Source organism: Tannerella serpentiformis (assembly GCF_003033925.1).
Taxonomy (GTDB): domain Bacteria; phylum Bacteroidota; class Bacteroidia; order Bacteroidales; family Tannerellaceae; genus Tannerella; species Tannerella serpentiformis.
In genome coordinates, this window is sequence record NZ_CP028365.1 from 2,651,084 (window position 1) to 2,670,532 (window position 19,449).

At 58.9% G+C, this 19,449-nt stretch carries 17 protein-coding genes, 1 other RNA gene and 1 pseudogene; 13 read left to right on the top strand and 6 right to left on the bottom strand.

Annotation, left to right across the window (positions count from 1 at the left end; genetic code table 11):
• The first annotated feature begins 12 nt into the window (after nucleotides 1-12).
• The 4 genes from C7123_RS11190 (at nucleotide 13) to C7123_RS11205 (ending at nucleotide 3,087) form a co-directional block, all read left to right on the top strand.
• Entirely contained in the window at nucleotides 13-1,053 is a 1,041-nt protein-coding gene (locus C7123_RS11190) for an asparaginase (protein ID WP_069175089.1), read from the top strand.
• Complete coding sequence (locus tag C7123_RS11195) at nucleotides 1,050-1,901, top strand: bile acid:sodium symporter family protein (RefSeq protein WP_069175090.1); 852 nt, start codon at nucleotides 1,050-1,052, stop codon at nucleotides 1,899-1,901. Before C7123_RS11190 ends, C7123_RS11195 begins: the two co-directional genes overlap by 4 nt.
• 163 nt (nucleotides 1,902-2,064) lie before the next feature.
• Nucleotides 2,065-2,655 (top strand): DUF417 family protein, encoded by a 591-nt coding sequence (locus C7123_RS11200; RefSeq protein ID WP_037982749.1) that lies wholly within the window; start codon nucleotides 2,065-2,067, stop codon nucleotides 2,653-2,655.
• Between the two features lie 15 nt (nucleotides 2,656-2,670).
• A complete protein-coding gene (locus C7123_RS11205; RefSeq protein WP_069175091.1) occupies nucleotides 2,671-3,087 on the top strand; it encodes a lipocalin-like domain-containing protein in 417 nt (138 codons plus the stop codon).
• A 348-nt stretch (nucleotides 3,088-3,435) separates the two neighbouring features.
• On the opposite strand, the gene C7123_RS13405 is transcribed toward C7123_RS11205, so the two are convergent.
• Both C7123_RS13405 and C7123_RS11225 read right to left on the bottom strand, forming a co-directional pair.
• Nucleotides 3,436-3,861 carry a hypothetical protein gene (locus C7123_RS13405; RefSeq protein ID WP_107490661.1) on the bottom strand — a complete coding sequence of 142 codons (426 nt, stop codon included), beginning with the start codon at nucleotides 3,859-3,861 and terminating at the stop codon, nucleotides 3,436-3,438.
• A gap of 197 nt (nucleotides 3,862-4,058) precedes the next feature.
• A pseudogene (locus C7123_RS11225) lies at nucleotides 4,059-5,162 on the bottom strand (DNA polymerase III subunit gamma/tau); the annotation flags it as partial.
• An 873-nt stretch (nucleotides 5,163-6,035) separates the two neighbouring features.
• On the opposite strand from C7123_RS11225, the gene C7123_RS11230 reads away from it, so the two are divergent.
• The 4 genes from C7123_RS11230 (at nucleotide 6,036) to C7123_RS11245 (ending at nucleotide 8,675) form a co-directional block, all read left to right on the top strand.
• A complete protein-coding gene (locus C7123_RS11230; protein WP_037985181.1) occupies nucleotides 6,036-6,338 on the top strand; it encodes a septum formation initiator family protein in 303 nt (100 codons plus the stop codon).
• A 2-nt stretch (nucleotides 6,339-6,340) separates the two neighbouring features.
• Nucleotides 6,341-6,673, top strand: a complete 333-nt coding sequence (locus tag C7123_RS11235; RefSeq protein ID WP_069175092.1) for a hypothetical protein — start codon at nucleotides 6,341-6,343, stop codon at nucleotides 6,671-6,673.
• A gap of 200 nt (nucleotides 6,674-6,873) precedes the next feature.
• An RNA gene (gene rnpB, locus C7123_RS11240) (RNase P RNA component class A) lies at nucleotides 6,874-7,239 on the top strand.
• A gap of 65 nt (nucleotides 7,240-7,304) precedes the next feature.
• Entirely contained in the window at nucleotides 7,305-8,675 is a 1,371-nt protein-coding gene (locus C7123_RS11245) for a YihY/virulence factor BrkB family protein (RefSeq protein ID WP_069175093.1), read from the top strand.
• A gap of 89 nt (nucleotides 8,676-8,764) precedes the next feature.
• Here the strand turns inward: C7123_RS11245 and C7123_RS11250 are convergent, their stop codons facing one another.
• The 4 genes from C7123_RS11250 to C7123_RS11265 all read right to left on the bottom strand — a co-directional run bounded on the left by C7123_RS11250 (nucleotide 8,765) and on the right by C7123_RS11265 (nucleotide 14,156).
• Complete coding sequence (locus C7123_RS11250; protein WP_069175094.1) at nucleotides 8,765-10,042, bottom strand: serpin family protein; 1,278 nt, start codon at nucleotides 10,040-10,042, stop codon at nucleotides 8,765-8,767.
• 41 nt (nucleotides 10,043-10,083) lie between these two features.
• The gene (locus C7123_RS11255) at nucleotides 10,084-11,361 is read right to left on the bottom strand and encodes a serpin family protein (protein WP_069175095.1); all 1,278 of its coding nucleotides are present in this window, start codon (nucleotides 11,359-11,361) and stop codon (nucleotides 10,084-10,086) included.
• A 41-nt stretch (nucleotides 11,362-11,402) separates the two neighbouring features.
• Nucleotides 11,403-12,686 carry a serpin family protein gene (locus C7123_RS11260; protein WP_069175096.1) on the bottom strand — a complete coding sequence of 428 codons (1,284 nt, stop codon included), beginning with the start codon at nucleotides 12,684-12,686 and terminating at the stop codon, nucleotides 11,403-11,405.
• Nucleotides 12,687-12,905: 219 nt separating this feature from the next.
• Nucleotides 12,906-14,156, bottom strand: a complete 1,251-nt coding sequence (locus C7123_RS11265; protein WP_159049915.1) for a serpin family protein — start codon at nucleotides 14,154-14,156, stop codon at nucleotides 12,906-12,908.
• Nucleotides 14,157-14,226: 70 nt separating this feature from the next.
• Here C7123_RS11265 and C7123_RS13025 point away from each other — a divergent pair, with 70 nt between their 5' ends.
• The 5 genes from C7123_RS13025 to C7123_RS11285 are packed head-to-tail and all read left to right on the top strand — an operon-like array spanning nucleotide 14,227 to nucleotide 19,075.
• A complete protein-coding gene (locus C7123_RS13025; RefSeq protein WP_159049916.1) occupies nucleotides 14,227-14,745 on the top strand; it encodes a hypothetical protein in 519 nt (172 codons plus the stop codon).
• A 45-nt stretch (nucleotides 14,746-14,790) separates the two neighbouring features.
• Nucleotides 14,791-15,222, top strand: coding sequence for a dUTP diphosphatase (dut, locus tag C7123_RS11270; RefSeq protein WP_038012026.1), 432 nt, complete (start codon nucleotides 14,791-14,793; stop codon nucleotides 15,220-15,222).
• A gap of 25 nt (nucleotides 15,223-15,247) precedes the next feature.
• A complete protein-coding gene (locus C7123_RS11275; RefSeq protein WP_107490702.1) occupies nucleotides 15,248-16,999 on the top strand; it encodes a tetratricopeptide repeat protein in 1,752 nt (583 codons plus the stop codon).
• Nucleotides 16,980-17,840 (top strand): DUF4292 domain-containing protein, encoded by an 861-nt coding sequence (locus C7123_RS11280; RefSeq protein WP_069175097.1) that lies wholly within the window; start codon nucleotides 16,980-16,982, stop codon nucleotides 17,838-17,840. The genes C7123_RS11275 and C7123_RS11280 overlap by 20 nt, the downstream gene beginning before the upstream one ends.
• On the top strand, nucleotides 17,816-19,075 hold the full coding sequence (locus C7123_RS11285; RefSeq protein ID WP_069175098.1) for a murein hydrolase activator EnvC family protein: 1,260 nt from the start codon (nucleotides 17,816-17,818) through the stop codon (nucleotides 19,073-19,075). Before C7123_RS11280 ends, C7123_RS11285 begins: the two co-directional genes overlap by 25 nt.
• Nucleotides 19,076-19,449: the final 374 nt, after the last annotated feature.

Consider the following 19,449-nt stretch of genomic DNA (forward strand, 5'->3'; position numbering starts at 1 on the left):
CCGCATCGCAACATGGCATCTAAGAGCAAATCATCCGTCCTGTTGATTTACACCGGGGGCACCATCGGTATGGTGGAAAACCCCGAAACGGGCGCGCTGGAGCCCTTCAATTTCCGGCATATTCAGGAGCACATCCCCGAGCTGAAGCGGCTGGGGCATAAGACGGCGAGCATCTCCTTCGATCCGCCGATGGATTCGTCCGACATCGGGCCCGACTCCTGGGCCAAGATCGTTCGTCTCATTGCCGACAACTACGACGCCTACGACGGCTTCGTCGTCCTGCACGGCACGGACACGATGGCCTTCACCGCCTCAGCCCTCAGCTTCATGCTCGAGAACTTGAATAAGCCGGTCATCCTGACCGGGTCGCAACTGCCGATCAACATGCTGCGGACGGATGGTAAGGAGAACCTGATCACCGCTGTCGAGATAGCCGCCGCGAAGGATGGGTCGGGTAAGCCCATTGTGCCTGAAGTCTGCATCTTCTTCGAGAACCAGCTCATGCGCGGTAACCGCACCTCGAAGATCAATGCCGACGACTTCAACGCCTTCCACTCCTTCAACTATCCGCCTCTGGCACGCGCTGGCGTCACGATCCGCTACGATGAGAAGCTCATCTATCGGCCGCAGCTTGTCCGCCCACTCAAGCCGCACTACGCGTGCGACAAGAACGTGGTTATCCTCAAGCTCTTCCCCGGCATCACCGAGGCCGTCGTCTCGTCCGTGCTTCACACACCCGGCCTGCGCGGCGTTGTGCTTGAGACCTTCGGTAGTGGCAACGCTCCTACTGACGAGTGGTTCCTCAAGCAGTTTCGCGAGGCCACGGAGCGCGGCATAGTCGTGGTTAACGTCACGCAGTGCACCGGTGGCTGCGTCGAGATGCACCGCTACGAGGTGGGCCGTAAACTGTTGGAGTGTGGCGTGCTGAGCGGCTTCGACAGCACCTCGGAGTGTGCCGTGGCCAAGCTCATGTTCCTGCTCGGGCAGGAGCTGACGCCGAAGGAGATTCGGGAGCATATGCAGTGCTCGTTGATTGGTGAGGTGACGCTATGAACCCGATCCTGATCGTACTGCCGATACTCACCCTACTGATGTTCGACCTCGGGCTGACGCTCCAGCCCGCTGACTTTCTGCTCTTCCGCCGGCGGCCGCGCGCAGTGGCCGTCGGATTGGTGGGGCAGATTGTCGTTTTACCGGCTGTGGCTTTCGCGCTGGGCATGGCCTTTGCGTTGCCGCCCGTCTTCTTCGTCGGACTGGTGCTTATCGCCTGCTCGCCCGGTGGCAGCTCGTCGAACATCTTTTCCAAGTTAGCCGGTGGCGACGTAGCGCTGTCCGTCACGCTCACGGCTTTGAGCAGCGTCATCACGCTCCTGACCATTCCGCCCATCATGCAGTTGGCCGTCGGAGTCTCCGGTGCCGAAGCCTCGGACATCCACCTGCCCGTCGGCCGACTCTTCGTGCAAAACCTGCTGCTGATGCTGCTGCCCATTGCGGTGGGTGTCTTCGTGCGCCTTCGTTTTGTGCGCGCCGCTGCGGCCATCGACCGTGTCCTATCGCGTGTAGCCTTCCCTGCGCTCATCCTCCTGGCCGTCCTCTTTTTTATTCAACACCGGGCCACGATCATGGAGCACTTCACGGGCCTCGGCGCATGCATTACGGCGATGATCCTCACGGCTATCTTGGCCGGTGCCGCCCTCTCGCGGCTGATGCACCTTGAGCGTCGCGAGACGCGCACGATCGTCATCGAGGTCGGCATGCAGAACGCTGCGCAAGCCATCGCCGTCGCCTCCAGCCCTCTCATCTTCCATAACGACATCATGGCCATCCCCGCCATCCTCTACGCCCTGCTGATGAACGTCATCCTGCTCATCTATGTCGCGGCGGTGAAGCGGAGGGGGTAATTATCGAAACAGGTGTTGCCCGGGGTGATGTAACTGCTAAAAGGGTAGAAAACAGGGCTCGTTTCGGCCTCCTACCGCAGTTGCGGTATTTGGGGGTATGGGCGAAGGGATACTTTTGCGCCCGCTAAAAATGATTCGAGTATAAATTCACTCCATTAGAACAATGAAAGAGAACAAGCCAAACTTGCTCACAGCGGCCCTTGAAGCGGCCGCATCGGCCCAGAAGCTGGGCATCAATCTGATTCGCGTCGCGATCCTCATCATCTTCGTTTGGATCGGCGGACTGAAATTTTGGAACTATGAGGCTGAGGGCATCGTGCCTTTCGTGGCCAACAGTCCCTTCATGAGTTTCTTCTACACCAAAAGTGCACCTGAATACAAGCAGTACAAGCTCAAGGAGGGCGAACTGGACGAGGCCAAGCACCAGTGGCACGTGGAGAACAATACGTACGGCTTCTCGCACGGGCTGGGCATCCTGATCATGTCGATCGGCATCCTGACTTTCCTCGGCATCTTCTGTCCGAAGATCGGTGCGGTCGGCGCTACGCTGGCCATCATTATGACGATCGGCACCCTGTCGTTCCTCGTCACTACGCCTGAGGTATGGGTGCCGGATTTGGGCAGTGGCGAACACGGCTTTCCGTTGCTGACGGGCGCGGGCCGACTCGTGATCAAGGACACGGCCATCCTGGCCGGTGCCATCGTGGTGCTCTCCGACTGCGCACGACGGATCCTGAGAAAACGTGAGGAGTAAGAAGTCGCATGGGTGATGAAGCGAAGTCTGCGTTACCTCGTCCTCGCCGCCGCGTGCCTCTGGGGGTGCGCGGCGTGCAGCGATGACGTGGCCGACCGTCTGAAGGGCAAGTGGCAACTGCAGACGGTGGAGGCCGACGGTGCGACGCAGCGTGTGGACACGGTGTGGTACAACTTCCAGTCCGAGTCGCTCTTCATGTACCAGATTTACCAGCCTGCCACGGGGCGCTACGTCTATACGTATGGCTACAAGACACAGCCCGACGACCGTACGCTCCGCTTGCAGTTGGCCAACTATACGCTCCGGGTGGAGCAGTTTCTGCCCTTCACCGATTGGTCGTCGGGGGTGCGCACCTTCCGCGTCGTGCACGTAGACAGTCGCCGTTTGCAGCTCGAAAGCGACGGCCGACGGTATAGCTTCCTGAAGTTTTAGAGGTTTTAGAGGGTAGAGTTTTTAGAGGGTAGAGGGTAGAGGGTAGTGCCTGGTACTTTTAGAGTTTAGAGGGTAGAGATTAGATACTGCATGTACCAGGAACTACCCTCTACCCTCTACCCTCTAATCTCTATCCTCTACCCTCTACCCTCTACTCTCTAATCTCTACCCTCTATCCTCTACTCTCTAATCTCTACCCTCTACTCTCTAATCTCTACCCTCTATCCTCTACCCTCTATCCTCTACCCTCTACCCTCTACCCTCTACCCTCTACCCTCTACCCTCTACCCTCTACCCTCTACCCTCTACCCTCTACCCTCTACCCTCTACCCTCTACCCTCTAAAACTCTAATCAAACGTCAGATTGAACTCCTCTTTGAGGCGGGCTAGCGCCGGGTTGACTTCGAGGAGGAGGTCGTACTTTTCCTTTGAGGTATAGGCCAGACGCTTCTCGTTCGTCTCGTCGATGCGGACGGTGAAGCGTACGCGGCCGTTCTTCAGTTGCCCACGCAGGGACTGGAGGATGGCCGCGTTGTTTTGTAGCAAGACCTCCCGCTGGCCGGGGTTGTGGACGACGATCTCGAACGTGTCGTCGCCTTTCAGCACGGGCCGACAGTTGATCATCGTGTGCTTCAGGTTTACGCGGCCGCCCACGGTCTCGATGTAGGCGTCCCAGGCGCGGGTGAGATCGTCGGCGGTGAAGGGCTGATTCTCCTGCGGCACCTTCTCGGCGTTGGCGGAAGCGTCCGTTTTCGCCTGATGGCGTTGGTGCAAGAGTCCGGTCAGCGACGTATTGGCCGGGCCGCGGGGGATGGTGCGTGTGGGGGTAGGAGCGGGGGGCGTGGCCGTCGGGGCGGCTACGGAGGGCGTCGGCTGAGGGGCGGCCGTGGCGACGGGATAGTCCTCAATGAGCCGCAGCAGACGGAACCTCAGTCGCTTTTTTTTTTAGCCTCCGCGATCGTCGTTTCGGGTGCGTCGCGGAGTTGGCAGAGCTGGATGAGCGTCAGCTCGAGCAGGAGTCGTTTGTTGCGACTTTCGCGGTAATGCAGGTCGCATTCGTTGGCCAGGTCGATGGCCTGATAGAGCCACGCGTCGGAGCATCGGGCGGCCATCGTGCGGTATTGTTCGCGGATGCTGGCGCCGATCTCGAGGAGCACCAGGGTGCGCTCGTCGCGGCAGACGAGCAGGTCGCGGAAGTGGGAGGCCAGGCCAGTGACGATGTGTTGGCCGTCGAAGCCTTTCTCCAGAATCTCGTTGAGGATGAGCAGCGCGGTGCGGATGTCGCCCGTGAGCATGGCGTCGGTGAGGCGGAAATAGTAGTCGTAATCGAGCACGTTGAGGTTCTCGATCACGGCCTTGTAGGTCACGTTGCCCCCGGTGTAGCTGACGGCTTGGTCGAAGATGGAGAGGGCGTCGCGCATGCCGCCGTCGGCTTTCTGGGCGATGACGTTGAGGGCCTCGGCTTCGGCCTGGACGCCCTCTTTCTGGGCCACGTATTGCAGGTGGCGGACGGCGTCGGCGACGGAGATGCGGGCGAAGTCGTAGACCTGACAGCGGGAGAGGATCGTGGGGAGGATCTTGTGCTTCTCCGTGGTGGCGAGGATGAAGATGGCGTAGTGTGGCGGCTCCTCGAGGGTCTTGAGGAAGGCGTTGAAGGCGGCTTGGCTGAGCATGTGCACCTCGTCGATGATATAGACCTTGTATCGCCCCACTTGCGGCGGGATGCGCACCTGCTCGATGAGGGAGCGGATGTCGTCGACGGAGTTGTTCGAGGCCGCGTCGAGCTCGTGGATGTTGAGCGAGCGCTGCTCGTTGAAGGAGCGACACGATTCGCACGTGTTGCAGGCCTCGCCCTCGGGGGTGAGGTTCATGCAATTGATGGTCTTGGCGAAGATGCGTGCGCAGGACGTCTTGCCGACGCCGCGCGGGCCGCAGAAGAGGTAGGCGTGAGCCAGTTTATTGTTCTTGATCGCGTTCTTGAGCGTTGTGGTCAGTGCGGCCTGCCCCACGACGCTGTCGAATGTAGCGGGGCGATACTTGCGCGCCGATACGATGTATTCATCCGTCTTTTCCATTGCGGGGCAAAAGTAGGCGAGTGGGCCGGATTACCGGATTGGGGTGCGTTTCCTCGGTGGAAATGGGCCGGAATTTGGGATTGGGGCGTGTTTCTCGGAAGAAACTTGGGCGTTTTTCAGGATTTAGGCGCGTTGCTTGGAAGAAACAGGCCGGAATTCCCGATTTGGGCGTGTTTCTCGGAAGAAACACAGGGCAACCGCATCAAATCAAAACCACGCGTCTGAGAGATCTCTGTACCCCTACGGAGATCTCTCGGACAAGTGTTTTTGATCTCCGTACCCCTACGGAGATCTCTCGGACAAGTGTTTTTGATCTCCGTACCCCTACGGAGATCTCCCGGACTGGTGGTTTTGATCACCGTACCCCTACGGAGATCTCTCGGACTGGTGTTTTTGATCTCCGTACCCCTACGGAGATCTCTCGGACAAGTGTTTTTGATCTCCGTACCCCTACGGAGATCTCTCGGACTGGTGTTTTTGATCTCCGTACTCCTACGGAGATCTCTCGGACAAGTGTTTTTGATCTCCGTACCCCTACGGAGATCTATCGGACTGGTGGTTTTGATTTGATGCGGTTGCCCTGGGAAGAAACAGGCTGTAATTCTCGATTTGGGCGTGTTGCTTGGAAGAAACAGGCCAGAATTCTCGATTTGGGCGTGTTTCTCGGAAGAAACAGGCCGGATTTCCGGATTACGGCAGATTTTCCCAGAAGAAACGGGGCCGCATACAGGTACGGCGCGTTCCCCCAGAAGAAACGGGGCAGAATCCGAACGGACGGGAGGGTTTCGCCCCGTGGATTCTGAGCTCCCCCGGGCTTGGGGTTCCTTGCGATCCCCATACTTTTGCGCCCACTCTCTGAATCCACACTTATTTATGTCAGACAGAACATCACAGATCATCCGCAAACTCTCCCGCGTCAATACTTACGTGGTGGTCGTTGTCTTTTTCCTCTTCATCACCTTCGTGGTGGGCGACAGCAACCTCTACAAGCGATATACGTACGACGAAAAGATCCGCCGCTTGGAGCGTGAGATCCGCCATTACAAGAAGGAGATCGAAACCGACCGCAAGAAGCTGGACGACATCCGTACCAATCGCGAGGGGCTGGAGCGCTACGCCCGCGAGGAGTTTTACATGAAGCGCGCAAACGAGGACGTATTTATTATCGAAGACTGAAAATGGACCGAACACGCACTTTCATCTTTATGCTCTCCGGCCTGCTGGTTGTCGCCGGGTCAGCGCTTTATATCACCCATTGGATTTACGCCCCGTGGCTCTTCGCCGTCGGTGCGGCAGGCGTGACGGTGGGCTATATGACGGACACACGCCGCGGCGATCTCGACTTTCGCCGCCGTCGGCTCACCCGCTGGAACGTCTTCGCGGGGCTGGCCATGGTCGTGGCCTCCGTCTTCATGTTTCGCGGGCGGATGGAGTGGGTGGCCTTCCTGCTTATCGCTGCCCTGATCCAGCTCTACACCTCGTTCGTGCCCACGGATAAGGGGAAGAAATAACCACACATACGGCGCAGAGGTGGGCCCCTCGCTTACCTTTGCGCCCGGGACAGTCGGCCGGTCTGTCGCTCGTGGAGCCGTGTTGAAATACCGGCTACGGGATGCGCTCAGAAATGGATGAAGTGCAAGGCGTCCGAGACCGAAGGCTGGGGGAGTGTGCTAAGGCACATGACCGCAGCCTGAGAGTCGAAGGCAACGCAGCAATTCGCCATTTATGACGCATCCCCCGAGAGGAAAGTCCGGGCAACACAGGGCACCATCCTTCCTAACGGGAAGCTGTCGGCGACGGCAGAGTAAGCGTAACAGAAAAGAACCGCCGGGCGCGCTGCGCTCGGTAAGGGTGAAAAGGCGAGGTAAGAGCTCACCGCCCCCGTCGGAATACGGGGGGACAGTACGCCTGATGGGTTGTAAGGTCATGTATACCGGCGCATCAAGGGCTGCCCGCCCAATGCCGGGGGGTAGACTGCACAGAGCCTGTCGGCAACGGCAAGGCCAAGATAAATGACAGACGCACCGCCGCTCCCCGCGGTGGCGTACAGAACCCGGCTTATAGGCCGGCTGTCCCTTTTTTATTTCCCCCGAATCAATTCGCACGCACCGCGGTTCCATAACCCTCCCCCTCATCCCACCTATGTCCGAAAAGAAAGAAGAGAAGAAGCCCTCGATTGTGGATCGTGCCGTCCGATGGGTAACGGATGCCATCCGCTTCGTCACGTACGACATCTGGCGCATCACCGACAGCGATGTCAGCGGTCCGCGCCGCGTCTATATCTACCTGGCCAAGACACTCATCCTAGCCATCCGAGGCTATCAGCGCAACGACCTCCAGACGCGCGCCTCGGCGCTGACCTATAGCACCCTCCTCTCGGTCGTGCCCATGCTGGCCGTGGTGGTGGGCGTCGCCAGCGGATTCGGCGTGAAGGACATGATCGAAGAGAGTCTCTACGACTCCTTTCCCTCCCAGTCGGCCCAGATCGCGCGCGGGTTCGACTTTGCCCAGAACTACCTCTCCATGACCCGCGGTGGCGTCTTTCTCGGCATCGGCTTGGTGCTGTTGCTCTACACCGTCTTTAGCCTCATCTCCACCGTAGAGCACACCTTCAACAGCATTTGGCAGGTGGAGAAAGACCGCACCTGGCACCGCAAAGTGACGGCCTATTCGGCCATGATCATCATCCTGCCCGTATTGATGACCATCTCCAGCGGTCTCTCCATCTTCCTTTCCACCCTGCGCCGCGCCCTGCTCAGCCCCTACATCTTCCTCACGCCTATCGCTGACACCACACTGAGCCTCGTGCCCTACACCATCATCATCCTCTTCTTCACCCTGCTTTACCTCCTGGCGCCCAACACGCGTGTGCGCTTCCTCAACGCCCTCGTGGCCGGCACCCTCGTGGGCTGTGCCTTTCAGATCTTCCAGTACCTCTATATCAACGGTCAGATCTGGGTCAGTAAATACAACGCCATCTATGGCAGCTTTGCCGCCCTGCCGCTGCTCATGCTTTGGCTGCAACTCTCATGGGTGATCTGCCTCTTCGGCGCCGAGCTGGTTCACGCCTCGCAGAACGTTCGCCTCTTCAGCTTCGAGCCCGACGTGCGGAACGTCAGCCGTCGCTACCGCGACTTCCTCGCCTTGCTCATCTGCTCGGTCGTGGCCAAACGTTTCGAGCGTTGCGAAAAGCCCTACACAGCCGACGAGCTCTCCGACCTCTGTCACATTCCGCCCAGCCTCACCGCCCAAACGCTCGCCCAGCTCACCGAGCTGGAGATTCTGGCCTCCGTCCGCTTCGAGGGCGACAGCGTCCGCACGGTGCGTTATCAACCCGCCTTCGCCATCGGTCACATCACGGTCGGGCTTATCCTCCGTCGCATCGACGAGCACGGCTCGGAGCGTTTTCCGGTCGACATCGCCGCCGCCTACCGTCCCCAGTGGGAGGCCCTGCTCCGCACGCGGCGTGACCTGCTCGCCGCCGGCGACACGGTGTTGGTGAAGGATCTGTGAAGCGAAAGGCTAAAAATGAAAAGCCGGGTACATGATTGGGATTCCCCCCTCACATGTACCCGGCTGTTTTGTTTTCAGCTTTCAGATTTTCAGATCTCTCCGATCTCCCCGATAAAGAGGATCACGCCCGTGCTCTTCTCACGAATGACGAAGAGGAAGGGCCGATCGACAGTGAACACTTGCATAGGCGATTCGCCGGTGGGCAATACGTCAACGCTCGTGACGGCCGCAGCCTCGGTGCCCTCTTCGTCCACCTGCACAAAGGTTTTGTGGATCACCTTGGAGATGAACAAGCCAGTGACGTCAGCAATGCCGGAGAGGTCAGCCAGCTCAGGATTGAACGGGAGCTTCATCCCCATATCCGGCAAGATGTGTTCGTGCATTGGGTATTCGCACTCGGCCTTGAAGCGCGGCAGCCTGACGATTCCATATGCTTCAGCAAGACTTTCCATTGCCTTGGCCCACGTCTGTCCGTCGAGTGCGGCCATGGCGTCGCGCGTAGTCTTTCCGTCTTTGGGCAGCATGATGACCATGCTGAAAGCGTGATTGCCATAGTCCATTTCCAAGTAATCGCAGACGTCGCTCGAGGCGCAGCGGAAGGTATCCCTGAGGCGCATCATCTGCACTTGCTGCGTCGAGCCGTCGGCCCGATGGAAGTCTGCGCTTCGAGTGTTTTTCTTCTCGAAGCGAGTAGTCCACGCGCCCTTGAAATAGACGGCGTTGATGAGATACATGAAGGTCGTGGGATCCACCCGCTTCACGATCTCCTTGATCTTGTTGTTCGTCTTGCGGGCGCACCATCCGTTGATAGTAGCCGTGGCCGTGGGTGAGGTGAAGTCTAAGGCTTGCACCTCGGCGTCGTAAGACGTGCGGTTGGCCTCGATGAAGGGTGCCTTGACGGTTGCTCCCTGGCGATACCAGATGGCGTTGGCGATGCCGATCGTCGTCTTGGGGTCAGCCCGGAGCAGGGCCTCGCGGAGCTCGCGGCTGTAGGCGTTGATGTCGGCCGTCGAGTAGCCCGACTCGCGGAGGGCGGTGCGCATCTCGTCGGCCGTAGCGCCGACGGCGCCATTGAGTGTCATGTTCAGCGCCATGCTAACGCTAAGGGGCGAGATGAAGACGTTTGCGTCCGTCGAATGCTTCCTGACGGCGCGGAACAGGTCGAAAGTGAAGGCGTTGTCACGCGCCACCTTCTCGGCCTTCTTCAGTTCGACGGGGACGACTGGCGTGATGTGTCGCGTCGTGTCCACCGTTGTTCCCGGCGTTGGCTTTGGCTTCGGCTCAGGGATCGGTTCGTCGCCGTCCGACTTACATCCGGCGGTGACCAGCAGAGCGAGTAGCCCTGCGTAGAAAAACAACTTTTTCATAGAGCAATGTGTATTTGGAATGAAACATAGCGTGTGTGGAATCATTGGATCTCTCCGATTTCCCCGATAAAGAGAATCACGCCCGTGCTCTTCTCACGAATGGCGAAGAGGAAGGGGCGATCGACGGTGAATTCTTTGTATTGATGCGGGTCGGAGGATCCGACCATATCGTTGATGGTCACGGCGGCCGCCTCTGCCCCATACTCGTTCACGTCGATGAACGTCTTATGGATGATGGTCGAGATGAACAGCGGCGCATTGGTGATACCGGAGAAGTTAGCCGCGTTGGAGAACGGTAGCCGCATACCGAGGTCGGGCAGGATGCCCTCCTGCAGCTGGTAGTCGCACTCCGCTTTGAAGCGCGGCAGGATTAATGCGATCGCCTTCGGACTCATGCGCTTTATCGTGGCCTCCCACCGATTACTGTTCATCGCCGTAATCATGTCGCGTGTCGTCCGACCCTCATCGGGCAGCATGACGATCATACTGAAGGCATCGTTGCCGAAATTCATTTCGAGGTATTGCCCCAGTTCGTCTTTGGCATAATTGAAGGAGTAGGCTTGCCGCATCATCTGCGCGTGCTGTGTCGAACCGTCGGCTCGGTGGAAGTCAGCTTCCGTAGTGAAAGTCTTCTTGAAGGGATAATGCCACGCGCCCTTGAAATAGACAGCGTTGATGAGATACATGAAGGTTGCGGGATCCACCTGCTTCACGATCTCCTTGATCTTGTTGTTTGTCTTGCGGGCACACCAGCCGTTGATCGTAGCCGTGGCCGATGGCGAAGAGAAGTCTAAGGCCTGCACTTCGGCGTCGTAATACGTGCGGTTGGCCTCGAGGAAGGGCGCCTTGACGGTTGCTCCTTGGCGGTACCAGATGGAGTTGGCGATGCCGATCGTCGTCTTTGGGTCAGCCCGGAGCAGGGCCTCGCGGAGCTCACGACTGTAGGCGTTGATGTCGGCCGTCGAGTAGCCCGACTCGCGGAGGGCGGTGCGCATCTCGTCGGCCGTAGTGCCGACGGCACCATTGAGTGTCATGTTCAGCGCCATGCTGACGCTAAGCGGCGAGATAAACACGTTCGCGTCCGTCGAATGCTTCCTGACGGCGCGGAGCAGGTCGAAAGTGAAGGCATTGTCACGCGCCACCTTCTCGGCCTTCTTCAGTTCGACGGGGACGACTGGCGTGATGTGTCGCGTTGTGTCCACCGTTGTTCCCGGCGTTGGCTTTGGCTTCGGCTCAGGGATCGGTTCGTTACCGTCCGACTTACATCCGGCGGCAACCAGCAGGGCGAGTAGCCCTGCGTAGAGGAATAACTTTTTCATAGAGCGATGTGTATTTGGAATGAGACATAGCGTGTGTGGAATCATTGGATCTCTCCGATCTCCCCGATAAAGAGGATCACGCCCGTGCTCTTCTCGCGAATGGCAAAGAGGAAGGGGCGATCGACGATGAAGAAAGACGATTCGTTACTGCCCACTATGTCAATGCTCGTGACGGCCGCAGCCTCAGTGCCCTCTTCGTCCACCTGCACAAAGGTTTTATGGATTACGGAGGAAATAAACAGACGCCCGAAAGCACCGATGTCCGCTATGCCGGAGAGGTCAGCCAGCTCAGAATTGAACGGGAGCTTCATCCCCATATCCGGCAAGATGTGTTCGTGCATGGGGTATTCGCACTCAGCCTTGAAGCGCGGCAGAAGGACGTGGATCTCTTTCAGGGTAAGACTTTGCATCGCGTCGGCCCACTTCTTTCCGTCCATCATGGCGATCACGTCACGCGTAGTCTTTCCGTCTTTGGGCAGCATGATGACCATGCTGAAAGCGTGATTGCCATAGTCCATTTCCAAGTAATCGCAGACGTCGCTCGAGGCGCAGTGGAAGGTATCCCTGAGGCGCATCATCTGCACTTGCTGCGTCGATCCGTCGGCCCGGCGGAAGTCTCCGCTGCGAGTGTTTTTCTTCTCGAAGCGAGTAGTCCACGCACCCTTGAAATAGACGGCGTTGATGAGATACATGAAGGTCGTGGGATCCACCCGCTTCACGATCTCCTTGATCTTGTTGTTCGTCTTGCGGGCGCACCAGCCGTTGATAGTAGCCGTGGCTGATGGCGCGGAGAAATTGATAGCCTGCACTTCGGCGTCGTAATACGTGCGGTTAGCCTCGATGAAGGGCGCCTTGACGGTTGCTCCTTGGTGGTACCAGATGGAGTTGGCGATGCCGATCGTCGTCTTTGGGTCAGCCCGGAGCAGGGCCTCGCGGAGCTCGCGGCTGTAGGCGTTGATGTCGGCCGTCGAGTAGCCCGACTCGCGGAGGGCGGTGCGCATCTCGTCGGCCGTAGCGCCGACGGCACCATTGAGCGTCATGTTCAGCGCCATGCTGACGCTAAGCGGCGAGATGAACACGTTCGTCTTGTCTGTATGTTTCCTGACGGCGCGGAGCAGATCGAAGGTGAAGGTGTTGTCACGCGCCACCTTCTCGGCCTTCTTCAGTTCGACGGGGACGACTGGCGTGATGTGTCGCGTTGTGTCCACCGTTGTTCCCGGCGTTGGCTTTGGCTTCGGCTCAGGGATCGGTTCGTCGCCGTCCGACTTACATCCGGCGGCGACCAGCAGGGCGAGTAGCCCTGCGTAGAGGAATAACTTTTTCATAGAGCGATGTGTATTTGGGAATGAAACATAGCGTGTGTGGAATGATGTGCAGAGAGGGGAATCTATGGAGAGGCTTTGCCCCTGATCCCCCACCTCCTTTTCTTCCCTTGATGGAAGAAAAGGAGGCAAAAGAAGATCAAGGCGTCAGGGACGCCGGCTAAGTTGGCCGGGTACATAATGGAGATCCTCCTCACATGTCCCGGCCAACTTGGGGCTAATTCAGATTTCCCCGATCTCTCCGATAAAGAGGATGGCGCCTGTGCTCCGCTCGCAGATGGCGAAGACGAAGGGGCGATCGACGCGGAAGAGGACGGGCTCTTTCTTGTCAACGGGCAGGGACATGAGCACCATCTCTACGCTTGTGACGGCTGCTGCCTCGGTGCCACTTTCCGTTACCTCGACGAACGTCTTATGGACGACGCCTGAGACGCGCAGCGGCTTCAAGGCGATGCCCGAGAAGTCTGCCTCAGGCGAGAAGGCGGCCTTCATGCCCATTCCGGGCAGGATGTCTTTGGCCAGGTCGTAGGTGCATTCGGTGCGGAAGCGCGGCAGGTAGAGCTGCACCTCCTCGTTGTTCATCTGACGCATTTGCTTCCAACGCTCACCGCTGAGCGAGGCCATCACGTCGCGCGTCGTCTTTCCCTCTTGGGGCAGCATGACGACCATGCCAAAGGCCCCGTTGCCGTAACTCATCTCCAGGTAGCGGCAGACGTCGTTCGTGCCGTAGCGATAGTCGCCTTGGCGGTACATCATCTGCACCTTCTCGGTCGATCCGTCGGCCTTGTGAAACTCGGCTGGCTTGGTGTTCTTCTTATCGAACGTCCTGGCCCAAGTGCCCTTGAAATAGACCGCATTGATGAGGTAGAGGAAGGCGTCGGAGGGGATGCGGTCGACGATCTGCGGAATGCGTTTGCGAGTCTGCCGGGCGCACCAGTCGTTGATCACCTTCGGCGACCGGGGCGAGGCGAAGTCCAGCGGGCGCACCTCGGCGCCGTAATACGTGCGGTTAGCGTTCGTGAAGGCCGTGCGGAGCGTCTCGCCCTGGCGGTACCAGATGGAGTTGGCGATGCCGATGGTCGTCTGCGGGTCGGCCCGGAGCAAGGCCTCGCGCAGTCGCTTGCTGTAGGCATTGATGTCGGCCTGCGAATAGCCCGATTCGTGCAGTGCGGTGCGCATCTCATCGGCCGTAGTGCCGGCGGCGCCACCCAGTGTCATGTTCAGCGCCATGCCGACGCTAAGGGGCGAGATGAAGACGTTCGCCTTGTCCGTGTGCTTCCTGACGGCCCGGAGCAGGTCGAAGGTGAAGGCGTTGTCGTCGGCCACCTTCTCCGGGTGCTCTAATCGGATAGGCTCGGCCGGCGTGGCGGCCGTCATCCCGTCTATACGTTGTTTCTCTCTCTTCGTGGCGCAGGCGCCAACGACAGCGGCCGACAGCAGGGTCAGCCCGGCAATCATCATTTGTTTCTTCATTTTATAATCGTGTTGGTGTAACATATCGTGCGTACGCTTTGAAGGACGTCCATCCGCCCCTATATGCTGCATGGATGTGGTAAAATTAGCGGGGGAGGGCGACATGGAGCGGCACTTCCTTCCCGCGGCGGGATGTTGCGCATCGTGGACCGTCCTTTTTTTGCGACAAAAACATCGCTCGATAGAAAACACCTTTCCCGCGGCGGAAAGCGTTTTTCGGCAAAAAAGCCCCATTTCCCGTGGCGGGAAACCGATCTCCAGAAAATTTTACCGCCTTCCCGCCGCGGGAAACCGTTTTTCGAGCGATTTTTCCCCTTTCCCGCCGCGGGAAACCGTTTTTCTGAGAATTTTTTCCCTTTCCCGCCGCGGGAAGGCGTTTTTCGGAGATTTTTCCCCATTTCCCGCCGCGGGAAGGCGTTTTTCGAAAGTTTTGATCGGTTTCCCGCGGCGGGAAGGCGTTTTTGAAGGTCAGCGATCGGTTTCCCGTCTCATTTTCGCGTTTCAGAAATCACGGGATCGGTTTCGCGTCTCATTTTCGCGTTTCAGAAATCCCATGATCGGCCTCGTGTCGTATAATGCCATTTCTTGAAAGCGTTTAAGGCCGCTACTTTTGCCATCAAATAATGACTATCATATGAAAGTGAAAATCGTAAACACATCACGTCACCCGCTGCCCGAATACGCCACACCGCTCTCGGCCGGGGTAGACGTACGTGCCTTTCTCGACGCGCCCGTCACACTGGGCCCCTTGGAGCGCCGACTCATCCCCACGGGGCTCTACATCGCCCTGCCCGAAGGTTATGAAGCGCAGATGCGCCCACGCAGCGGACTGGCCCTCAAGCATGGCATCACCATGCTGAACTCGCCCGGAACGATCGATGCCGACTATCGTGGCGAGCTCAAAATCGTCCTTGTCAACCTCTCCGACACGCCCTTCACGGTCTGTGATGGCGAGCGCATCGGGCAGATGGTCGTGGCGCGCTGTGAGCACGTGGAATGGCAGCCCGTGGAGGCGCTCGACGAGACCGAGCGCGGCAGCGGCGGATTTGGACACACAGGTATATGAACAGGGAGGCAGCACCGCAATGACGATGAAACCGATATATAGACTGATTACGGCCGTGCTCTGCGCCGCCTTTGTTGTGCCCGGAGGGCGGGCCGACGATAAGCAGATCCAAGCCCAAAAGCAGCAGCGCAAGGTGGACTACTACTATTTCGAGGGGCTCAAAGACAAGCAGGCCGGAAGACACGACGTCGCTTACGACCACTTCCGTTACTGCATCAGCCTTGACTCCACGGCCGCGGCGCCGCTCTATGAGCTGGCCGTCTACGCCTTGCAACTACGCAAACCGGAGCTCTCGCTCGACTATCTCAGGCGCGCCGTGAAGTACGATCCGACGAACTACACCTATCGCCTGGCGCTGGCTTCGCTCTCGCTCAACGTGGGTATGTATGGCGAGGCTGCCGAGCTCTATCGTGAGCTGGTGCACGAGCATCCGGCTAAGCCTGAGCTGATCTATTACCTGGCCGAAGCCCTCAATCAGGCCGGCCAGACGGGCGAGGCCATCGACCGCTTCAATGAGTTGGAGAATACGCTGGGCGTCAACGAGGCGCTCTCTATGCAGAAATACAAGCTCTACATGCAGATGGAGCAGCGGGATAAGGCTTACAACGAGCTGCAACGGCTGGCGGACAACAATCCGGGCGACGTGCGATACCCGATTATGATCGGCGACTTGCTGCTGGAGAATGGCGACACGGCCGGGGCGCTCTCGTCCTACGAGGCGGCGCATGAGATCGACCCCACGTCGCCCTATTATCCCGTCTCGATGGCCAACTATTACGAGGCCGTGGGCGATCGGGCGGCGGCCGAGAATCAGATCCGCACCGCACTCGTCGATCGGGAGCTGGACGTGGAGACGAAGATGGGCATCCTGGCGCGCTACCTCCGCCAGCTCCACCAGACGCCGGACGCCATGATGACGGCCGATACGCTCTTCCGCACCCTCCTGGCGCAACACCCCGAGGAGCCTTCGCTGAAGAGATACTACGCCGGCCTACTGATGATGCAAAACAAGACGGAGGAGGCCCGCTATCAATACCAACTCGTCACCGAGATGGAGCCCGACAACGAAGAAGCCTGGCAGCAGTTGCTCGTCATCGCCATTCAGGCCAACGACACGAAGGAGGCCATGCGTATCTGCCAGAAGTGTCGCCAGATGTTCCCCGAGTCGCCCGTCTATTTCTTCTATCTCGGCGTCCTCTATTACGAGGAGAAGGCTTACCAAAAGGCCCTCGACGCCTATCGCGAGGGGCTGGAGAAGATCCCCGAGGAGAACGTTCACATGCGCTCGGACTTCTACGGCCAGATCGGCGACATCTACTTCCAGATCAAGCGGCGGAAGGAGGCGTTTGAGGCCTACGATAAATCGCTCCAGTACAACCCCAACAACACGGCCGTGCTCAACAACTACGCCTATTACCTGACCATCTTGCGGCCCACGGGCGACCTCGATAAGGCCGAGCAGATGAGCGCCCGATGCATTAAGCTGGAGCCGAACAATGCCACCTATCTCGACACCTACGCTTGGGTCTTCTTCAAGAAGCAGAACTACTCTCTGGCGCTGATCTATATCCAAAACGCCGTCGGGAAGGACACCACGAACAGCGCCGAATTGCTCGAGCACTTTGGCGACATCCTCTTTATGACCGGCGACAAGGCCAAGGCCGTCGAGCAATGGAAGCAGGCGCGCGCGGCCGGAAAGAAGTCGAAGACACTGGAGCGGAAGATCGCTGAAGAGGCTTATCTGGAGGGGCCGGAGGATGAATCGGGCGACGACTAATCTGCGCGCCCTGGCCCTCTCGAGCGTACTTCTGGCGATGACGCTTGCGGGCTGTCGGACGACGCGGTCGGCGGCTACAAAGGCTGACAAGGCCGTCGCCGAAGCCCTCTCGGAGGCCGAATACATCCAGCAGGTCGGCCGACTCTCTACGCCCGACTATCGCACGCTCACGGCCACGCTTGATGTGACGATCAATCCCAAAACGAAAGACGAGATGAGTTCGCGCGCCCGCCTGAAGGTCATCCGAGGCCAGCGCCTGCAAATCTCCATCACGCCGCTGGTCGGTATTGAGATGTTTCGCGTCGAGGTCAGCCGCGACAGCCTGAAGGTCATCGACCGGCTCGGGAGGCGCTACCTCGCCGAACCCATTGAGAAAATCACGAAGGAGATTCCGACCTATTACAAGCGGACCTGCCCCTACGACTTCCGCTACGAGCACCTCGAGGCCCTCCTCACTAACCGCCTCTTCATGCCCGACGGCAGCGCCTTCGACCTCGATCGCTTCGACAATCGGAAGCGCCCCTTCGGCTATCGGCTCTTCACCACCAAGGACGCCGCGGGCGTGTCGTACGACTTCTCTACCGACAACCACGTGCGCCTCATCGACACGGAAATCATCTGCCCCTTCGTTGAGCTGCATTGGAGCTACAGCCGCTTCCGCACCATCGGCGGCCGCCCCTTCCCCATGGACATGGAAGCGGAGGTAGACGAACACAAGAAACTCTCGATCGAATTCAACAACGTAGATATAGACGCACCCGTGGAAATGAGCTTTCCCATCCCCAATAAATACCAACGCATTGTACCCAAACAGCTATGGCAATTCTTCGACTTATTCTAAAGCAGGCGGCGCGATACCTTGCGATCGTAGCCGTCATGCTATGCTTCATGGGCTCACTCACCGGGCAGAAGCAGTCGAAAAAACGACTCAAAGACCAACGCCAAAACGTCCGCACGGAGATGAAAAAGACACGTCGCCAGCTGGACGAGACCACCCGCACCGCCCGCCTTTCGGCCGAGCGCCTCAAGGAGCTCACACGGCAGGTGTCGGAACACAAGCAGATGATCGACGGCCTCAACCGAGACCTCGCCGCCATCGACCGCCGCATCGCCACGGCCAACGCCGACCTCCGGCGCCTCGAGAAGCGCCTCGGCGAGCGGAAACAGCAGTACGCCCACCTGGTCTGCACCCTCTATGAGCGTTGCACGGCGCATAACAAATGGATCTTCCTGCTCTCGTCGGACAATTTCGCCCGCTTCATCCGTCGCCTGCGCTACCTCCACGAATACGCTTCGTGGCAGAAGCAACAGGCGCTCGCCATCGTGGATCGGCAGAAGGAGATCGACGAGAAACGGGCCGCCCTGGCCGCTGTTCGCGGCGAGAAAGCTGACCTGCTCGAGGTGCGCGCCACGGAGCTGAGCCGGCTCAAAGACGCCGAGACGGAGCAGCGCACCGGCGTCCGCCGGTTAGAGGCGCGCCAGACGGATCTCACCCGCGACCTGGCCCGCCAGCAGCAACAGGCCGAGGCCCTCGACCGTCGCATCGAGCAGCTGGCCACCGAGGAGATGGCTGCCGCTGCGCGCGCCAAAAACGCCGAGCAGACGGCCCGTAAGAACCGTCGCAAACCGGACGCCCCCTCGCGTCAGGACCGCAAGCTATCGGACGACTTTGCCGCCAACCGTGGCCGCCTGCCCTTCCCGCTCGACGGCCGCTATAAGGTGGTCGAGAGCTTTGGCCGCCACCGCCACAAACGTTGGACGTACGTCCGCACCACCAACAATGGCATCGACATCCGAACCTCGAAGGGTACCGATGCGCGAGCCGTCTACACGGGCACCGTTACGCGTGTCTTCGTCCTGCCGGGCTACAACTACAACGTCATCATCCGCCACGGCCGCTACCTCACCGTCTACGGCAACCTCGGCCGCGTCTACGTCAAGGTCGGCGATCGCGTCGCCACCCGCCAGTCCATCGGCCGCATCTATTCCGACGTCGAAAACCGTGACGAGACCGTGCTCCACTTCCAGCTCTGGCGTGAAAAGCGCAAGCTCAACCCCCTCGTCTGGTTGGATTAACCCAAGAAACGGAAGGCGCCGATTGAACTCCACATCAATCGGCGCCTTTTGTTTTTCTGAGGGGGGGCTATCGGCTTAGGCATTACGCATCATGCGACACGAAACGGCTCCGACGGTCGGAAATGCCATTTCATGCGACACGAAACGGCTTCGACGGCCGGAAATGTCATTTCATGCGACATGAAACGGCTTCGACGGTCGGAAATGCCATTTCATGCGACACGAAACGGTTTCGACGGCCGGAAATGCCATTTCATGCGACACGAAACGGCTCCGACGGCCGTAAATGTCATTTCATGCAACACGAAACGGCTTCGACGGTCGGAAATGTCATTTCATGCGACACGAAACGGCTTCGACGGTCGGAAATGTCG

Excerpts from the sequence above, each read along its gene's own strand:
- C7123_RS11190 (WP_069175089.1), top strand. The coding sequence starts at position 13 with ATGGCATCTAAGAGCAAATCATCCGTCCTGTTGATTTACACCGGGGGC.
- C7123_RS11195 (WP_069175090.1), top strand. The coding sequence starts at position 1,050 with ATGAACCCGATCCTGATCGTACTGCCGATACTCACCCTACTGATGTTC.
- C7123_RS11200 (WP_037982749.1), top strand. The coding sequence starts at position 2,065 with ATGAAAGAGAACAAGCCAAACTTGCTCACAGCGGCCCTTGAAGCGGCC.
- C7123_RS11205 (WP_069175091.1), top strand. The coding sequence starts at position 2,671 with ATGAAGCGAAGTCTGCGTTACCTCGTCCTCGCCGCCGCGTGCCTCTGG.
- C7123_RS11230 (WP_037985181.1), top strand. The coding sequence starts at position 6,036 with ATGTCAGACAGAACATCACAGATCATCCGCAAACTCTCCCGCGTCAAT.
- C7123_RS11235 (WP_069175092.1), top strand. The coding sequence starts at position 6,341 with ATGGACCGAACACGCACTTTCATCTTTATGCTCTCCGGCCTGCTGGTT.
- C7123_RS11245 (WP_069175093.1), top strand. The coding sequence starts at position 7,305 with ATGTCCGAAAAGAAAGAAGAGAAGAAGCCCTCGATTGTGGATCGTGCC.
- C7123_RS11250 (WP_069175094.1), bottom strand. The coding sequence starts at position 10,042 with ATGAAAAAGTTGTTTTTCTACGCAGGGCTACTCGCTCTGCTGGTCACC.
- C7123_RS11255 (WP_069175095.1), bottom strand. The coding sequence starts at position 11,361 with ATGAAAAAGTTATTCCTCTACGCAGGGCTACTCGCCCTGCTGGTTGCC.
- C7123_RS11260 (WP_069175096.1), bottom strand. The coding sequence starts at position 12,686 with ATGAAAAAGTTATTCCTCTACGCAGGGCTACTCGCCCTGCTGGTCGCC.
- C7123_RS11265 (WP_159049915.1), bottom strand. The coding sequence starts at position 14,156 with ATGAAGAAACAAATGATGATTGCCGGGCTGACCCTGCTGTCGGCCGCT.
- C7123_RS13025 (WP_159049916.1), top strand. The coding sequence starts at position 14,227 with ATGGATGTGGTAAAATTAGCGGGGGAGGGCGACATGGAGCGGCACTTC.
- dut (WP_038012026.1), top strand. The coding sequence starts at position 14,791 with ATGAAAGTGAAAATCGTAAACACATCACGTCACCCGCTGCCCGAATAC.
- C7123_RS11275 (WP_107490702.1), top strand. The coding sequence starts at position 15,248 with ATGAAACCGATATATAGACTGATTACGGCCGTGCTCTGCGCCGCCTTT.
- C7123_RS11280 (WP_069175097.1), top strand. The coding sequence starts at position 16,980 with ATGAATCGGGCGACGACTAATCTGCGCGCCCTGGCCCTCTCGAGCGTA.
- C7123_RS11285 (WP_069175098.1), top strand. The coding sequence starts at position 17,816 with ATGGCAATTCTTCGACTTATTCTAAAGCAGGCGGCGCGATACCTTGCG.